The sequence below is a fragment of the Serratia sp. H1w genome (assembly GCF_000633355.1).
Classification (GTDB): domain Bacteria; phylum Pseudomonadota; class Gammaproteobacteria; order Enterobacterales; family Enterobacteriaceae; genus Chania.
This window is the reverse complement of the sequence record NZ_AYMQ01000103.1, coordinates 1-5,525: the sequence shown is the minus strand read 5'-3', so window position 1 is coordinate 5,525 and position 5,525 is coordinate 1. Positions and strand designations below refer to the sequence as shown.

General features: G+C 50.7%; 5 protein-coding genes and 4 tRNA genes. 2 read left to right on the top strand and 7 right to left on the bottom strand.

Translation table 11 applies throughout. The features are described 5' to 3' along the window. The 5 genes from U869_RS31050 to U869_RS0122440 form a co-directional block, all read right to left on the bottom strand. Positions 1-112 (bottom strand): GTP-binding protein (locus U869_RS31050; RefSeq protein WP_231310522.1); only part of this gene is annotated, 112 nt, incomplete at its 3' end. A 115-nt stretch (positions 113-227) separates the two neighbouring features. Continuing rightward, positions 228-303, bottom strand: a tRNA-Thr gene (locus U869_RS0122455). Between the two features lie 6 nt (positions 304-309). Next, positions 310-384: transfer RNA gene (locus tag U869_RS0122450), tRNA-Gly, on the bottom strand. 194 nt (positions 385-578) lie between these two features. Beyond that, positions 579-663: transfer RNA gene (locus tag U869_RS0122445), tRNA-Tyr, on the bottom strand. Between the two features lie 46 nt (positions 664-709). After that, positions 710-785, bottom strand: a tRNA-Thr gene (locus tag U869_RS0122440). A gap of 393 nt (positions 786-1,178) precedes the next feature. Between U869_RS0122440 and U869_RS0122435 the strand changes: the two genes are divergently transcribed. Together U869_RS0122435 and coaA are read left to right on the top strand one after the other, a co-directional pair. Then, the gene (locus U869_RS0122435) at positions 1,179-1,727 is read left to right on the top strand and encodes a GNAT family N-acetyltransferase (RefSeq protein WP_025123277.1); all 549 of its coding nucleotides are present in this window, start codon (positions 1,179-1,181) and stop codon (positions 1,725-1,727) included. A gap of 220 nt (positions 1,728-1,947) precedes the next feature. Further along, positions 1,948-2,898, top strand: a complete 951-nt coding sequence (gene coaA / locus U869_RS0122430) for a type I pantothenate kinase (RefSeq protein ID WP_025123276.1) — start codon at positions 1,948-1,950, stop codon at positions 2,896-2,898. Positions 2,899-2,939: 41 nt separating this feature from the next. Here coaA and birA read toward each other — a convergent pair whose 3' ends face one another. Together birA and murB are read right to left on the bottom strand one after the other, a co-directional pair. Continuing rightward, positions 2,940-3,902: a bifunctional biotin--[acetyl-CoA-carboxylase] ligase/biotin operon repressor BirA gene (gene birA, locus U869_RS0122425; RefSeq protein WP_025123275.1), complete on the bottom strand. Its 963-nt coding sequence runs from the start codon at positions 3,900-3,902 to the stop codon at positions 2,940-2,942. Then, on the bottom strand, positions 3,899-4,936 hold the full coding sequence (gene murB, locus U869_RS0122420; protein ID WP_025123274.1) for a UDP-N-acetylmuramate dehydrogenase: 1,038 nt from the start codon (positions 4,934-4,936) through the stop codon (positions 3,899-3,901). The genes birA and murB overlap by 4 nt, the downstream gene beginning before the upstream one ends. Positions 4,937-5,525: the final 589 nt, after the last annotated feature.

Genomic DNA, 5,525 nt, shown 5'->3' with positions numbered 1-5,525 from the left:
TAGCCAGAACGGTAGTGATTGCGGCAGTCAGGGTAGTTTTACCGTGGTCAACGTGGCCGATAGTACCGACGTTAACGTGCGGTTTTGAACGTTCAAATTTTTCTTTAGACATCGATTGTCCCTCTAAGACACGGATAAATCGGTGGTATCACCACATCAACCAAGCAGGCATTTGCTTGATGAATTCAGGAAACAGAAAGAAAATCAGGGGGCGAGAAATTAAGAAGTGGTGCTGATAGGCAGATTCGAACTGCCGACCTCACCCTTACCAAGGGTGCGCTCTACCAACTGAGCTATATCAGCACATCTTGGAGCGGGCAGTGGGAATCGAACCCACATCATCAGCTTGGAAGGCTGAGGTAATAGCCATTATACGATGCCCGCATCCTGGAACTCGGCTACCTGACTTTTCTGTAGACTTTTAAGGTGTAGAAAAGGATTGTTCGTCGCTTTACTCCACCCTTCGTACCGGCAACTTCTGCTGCGCAGCGCGAACTGTTTTGAAGGTTTTCGCCTTCCCCGAACGGTATTCGTATCAACGCTACCGCTCGGTGTGACCCGGAACCCAAGGTCTAAAATGGTGGTGGGGGAAGGATTCGAACCTTCGAAGTCTGTGACGGCAGATTTACAGTCTGCTCCCTTTGGCCGCTCGGGAACCCCACCAGATTTTAACTACTTTTACTACGGCATTTACTGCTAAACACTTGAATGGTGCCGGCTACCGGAATCGAACTGGTGACCTACTGATTACAAGTCAGTTGCTCTACCTACTGAGCTAAGCCGGCATCAAGTGCAGCGCATTCTAGGTAGTGCTGACGGCCTATGCAACAAAAAAATTGCGATCCATGCACTATCGCTCATAAATCAGCCGATTTCCGTATCCAGCTCGCAATTTTTCACCATTGAGGCACAAATTTTCATCAATTCCGCAGATTAATCTACACTATTTTAGACCTACCCTGCGGTGACGTTCAGGCCATCGGTCCCCAAGCTCAATAAAAATCGCCCATCAGTTGAAAATCACCGCTAAGGGTAGCGCACCACAAAGAGGAAATTGCCCTTTGATGGTGCCGATACGCCGCTTTCGCCCCCAGACAGGCTGCGCCCGCACAGCTTAGTCGCATTGGCTCGTTTATTGCTTCTCTTCATTATCCCTAATTCTCCAGGAGGCATCGCCGATGAAAATAGTGCTAATCAATGCAGCAACGCTGCCCATTTACCGCGCCGAACTGGCGCGCCTGCTCACCGATGCGGTCACTCACGGGGCCTCTGTAGGCTACGACACGCAAATTCCCCACGAAGATGCCGAGAGCTACTTCCACAGCCTGCGCCCTGCGTTAGCCAAGGGGGAGCTACTGTTGTGGATTGCGAGGGATGATAGTGGCGTCATTGGTACCGTCCAGCTCGCACTGTGTCAAAAACCGAACGGCCGCAACCGGGCCGAAGTGCAAAAGTTGCTGGTGCATAGCCGCGCCCGGCGTAATGGGGTTGGCCAGGCGTTGATGAAAACGCTGGAAAAAACGGCCCTTGAGATCCATCGCGGTCTGCTTTATCTGGATACGCAGGCCGGTTCCGGTGCTGAAGCGCTGTATCGCCTGCTGGGCTATCGTTGCCTTGGAGAGATACCGGATTACGCCGCCGCACCCGATGGCTGCTACCATCCCACCGCGATTTATTACAAGCGATTATTTGCCGTCCATCAACCCTGCCGCGCCGCCGCCAGTTGACGCCCGAGTGGTATCATTGCCCAGTGATACCGCTTTGCCATGTATCCCTTCTCAATTGCGTACCTGTTCGCACTATTGGCAAAAACTGCCCCTAATCGACAACATTTGCGAAAAAACCCTACGCCTCAAAGCCAGCTATCTATAATATGCAGTTTGATTATTATCTGGAGTTGGCGTCCAGCGCCTTTCCCAACCTGCGTTAACAGGCAGAATTTGGCTTATGATAAAAAGAGATCAATCTTTAGCGACGCCTTACCTTCAGTTCGATCGTAGCCAGTGGGCCGCGTTACGAGATTCGGTACCGCTGACGTTGTCGGAAGAAGAGATTGTTAAACTCAAAGGGATTAACGAAGATCTCTCCTTGGAAGAAGTCGCGCAGATCTACTTGCCGCTCTCTCGACTGCTGAACTTCTATATCAGTTCTAACCTGCGCCGTCAGGCAGTTCTGGAGCAGTTCCTCGGCACAGATGGCCAGCGCATTCCTTATGTGATCGGCATTGCTGGCAGTGTAGCGGTGGGCAAAAGCACCACGGCGCGTTTGTTGCAGGCATTGCTGAGCCGCTGGCCGGAGCATCGTAGCGTGGAACTGATCACCACGGACGGCTTCTTGCACCCGAACAAGGTGCTGAACGAACGCGGTCTGATGAAGAAGAAAGGCTTCCCGCAATCCTACGATATGCATAGCCTGGTGAAATTCGTTTCAGAAGTTAAATCCGGCGCCAAACGTGTTACGGCCCCGGTTTACTCTCACCTGATCTATGATGTCGTGCCTGAAGGTAATAAAGTTATCGAACAGCCTGACATTCTTATCCTGGAAGGGCTGAATGTTTTGCAAAGCGGTATGGACTATCCACACGATCCTCACCGGGTATTTGTTTCCGACTTTGTTGATTTTTCCATCTATGTCGACGCCCCTGAAGATCTATTGCAGAGCTGGTATATCAATCGGTTCCTGAAATTCCGTCAAGGCGCATTTTCCAACCCGGATTCTTATTTTCATAGCTATGCACAGCTGCCGGAAACAGAGGCGGTCAACATCGCCACGCAGCTGTGGAATGAAATTAATGGATTGAATTTACAGCAAAATATCTTACCAACTCGCGAGCGAGCCAGCTTGATAATGACTAAGAGTGCCAATCACGCAGTGGAAAGTGTACGGTTACGAAAATAGTCGATGGAATAAGAGAGGCCACTGGCCTCTCTTATTTTAATTTATTCCGCGCTACGCAAAGATATTTCGCCGCCGATAAAGGGTTTAATTACCCCTTCCTGTTCAAGCAGCAAGGCACCCTGCTGATCGATACCACGCGCAATACCGAAAATCTGTTGTTCACCAATTAACAGTTTCACCGGGCGATCGATGAAGTTATCTAGCTGACGCCAGCGTGAAATAAAGGGCACCAGTCCATCTATTTCAAATTGTCGTAATGAACTACGTAGTTCATTAAGCAACTTGGCGGCTAATTCATTACGATCAATGGAGATCCCTGCCTCCTGCAAATTGATCCAACGCTGATCGATCTGACTGGCGTTAGAATCACGCATCGCCATATTGATACCTGCACCCAGCACTAACTGAGCCGCATCCCCGGTTTTACCGGTCAGCTCAACCAGAATACCGGCTAGCTTGCGATCGTTAAGGTATAAATCATTCGGCCACTTCACTCGAACCTTGTCTGCACCGAGACGCTGCAACACTTCAGCCATCACGATGCCAATGACCAGGCTTAGCCCCATTGCGGCCGCCGGCCCTTGTTCAAGACGCCAGAACATGGATAAGTAGAGGTTGGCACCGAAAGGTGAAACCCACTGCCTTCCGCGACGCCCACGCCCTGCCTGCTGATACTCGGCTATACAAGCATCGCCCGAAGTCAGCTCTGCAAGCCTATCCAACAAATACTGGTTGGTTGAGTCAACGACAGGCAGCACAGTGACCCGCTTGTCTTCCAGCAGCTCAAGAATACGTTCAACATCCAGCAAGTTAATCGCCGCAGGTAGGCTATAGCCCTTCCCCGGTACAGTGAACACATCCAGACCCCACTCCCGAATGGTCTGAATATGCTTGTTAATCGCAGCACGGCTCATCCCTAAAGACTCACCCAGGTGCTCTCCAGAATGAAACTCGCCGTCTGCTAGCAGGGAAATAATCTTCAGTGGTACTGTGGTGTCTCTCATGAAATGACCTCAACGGCGTCCAGCTCACCTGTGGCGCCCATAAAACGTACCTCTGGTTCTAGCCAGACATCGAATTTCGCCGCTACCGTATTACGTACGTGCCTTGCCAACGCCACAACATCCTGACTGCTGGCGTTATCAACATTGACCAATACCAAAGCCTGCTGGCGGTGCACCGCTGCACCACCAATCTGGTATCCCTTAAGTGAACACTGATCGATCAGCCAGCCAGCGGCCAGTTTTTCTTGCCCGTCAGCCTGTGGGTAATGTGGCATTGCAGGGTATTGGCTCAGCAGGGCTTTCGCCGCCTCCCCACTCACCAGCGGGTTCTTAAAGAAGCTACCTGCATTGCCCGTGATCCGTGGATCTGGCAGCTTGCTGCGTCGCATGGCGCATACAGCGTCAAACACCTGCTGTGGGGTAACCGTCTTTGGATCCAGTTTGGTAAGGTCGCCGTAACTCAGCAGCGGGCTCCACTTTTTACTAAGCCGCAAACCGACGCCGACAATAACGAAACCCTGTTTAAGCTCATGTTTAAAGACGCTCTCCCGGTAGCCAAACTGGCAACGCGGGGGATCCATGCGATCGATCTCGCCCGTGGTCAGATTCAACAGATCGACATACTCACAGACCTGCTTGAGCTCAATGCCGTACGCGCCGATATTCTGGATAGGCGCCGAACCGACCAAACCTGGGATCAATGCCAGATTCTCCAACCCAGGAATACCACGTTCCAACATCTGGCTGACCAGATGATGCCAGTTCTCCCCGGCGCTGACGTGGAGGTGCCAGGCGTCTGGTTCTTCCCTGACCGTTATGCCTGTCAGTTGGTTAATCATGACCGTACCGGCAAAATCCTCCAGGAACAGGACATTGCTCCCTTCACCGAGTACCAACAGGGGCTGTTGGCGCTTTTGCGCTTGCTGCCAGGCTTTAATCATTTCTTCAATTTCTTCAGCAATGACTAAATGCGCTGCGTTGACCGGGAGCGCAAAAGTATTGTGATTTTTTAAAGACGCGCTTTCAGTAGACATGATTTAAATACTCTCACGTAATAAATTACCATCTAGTCTACTCGATTCGTCGCGCATGGCTATTATTTGTTTTTATTAGCCTGATTTTTTTGTGGATTAATAGCCCACATCCGGGTCCGTACCTTAAATTCACATTAAAATCATAGTGATATGATAATTTATTTCTCTCATCACGTGCACAAGCCTGGGTTATATAAAATCATGCGGGTATTAATGATATGTATGAAAATAACAAATAAGTGTAAACCTAAAAATCTCATGAATATTTTTAGTGGAAAGTGTGGCTATATTTAATCATTTATCAGGCGATCCAGGACGTAGGGGAGTTAGAGGTAGTCCCCTCACCCTAACCCTCTCCCCCAGGAGAGGGAACCGATCGAGTCCATTGATATTTCCGATTCTTTCCGCGGCCACACAGACTAATCCACGACACCGGACCAGCCCCTCTCCCTCTCCCTCAAACAGGGGCTTATGGCGCTGCGGGAGAGGGTTAGGGTGAGGGGCGTATCCACACGGGCGCAGCATGCAGCGCCCCTACGTTTTGAACCCGGTGATTGAGGGGAGCGAGGATTTCTGTTTTCGACGCATA

Excerpts from the sequence above, each read along its gene's own strand:
- U869_RS0122435 (WP_025123277.1), top strand. The coding sequence starts at position 1,179 with ATGAAAATAGTGCTAATCAATGCAGCAACGCTGCCCATTTACCGCGCC.
- coaA (WP_025123276.1), top strand. The coding sequence starts at position 1,948 with ATGATAAAAAGAGATCAATCTTTAGCGACGCCTTACCTTCAGTTCGAT.
- birA (WP_025123275.1), bottom strand. The coding sequence starts at position 3,902 with ATGAGAGACACCACAGTACCACTGAAGATTATTTCCCTGCTAGCAGAC.
- murB (WP_025123274.1), bottom strand. The coding sequence starts at position 4,936 with ATGTCTACTGAAAGCGCGTCTTTAAAAAATCACAATACTTTTGCGCTC.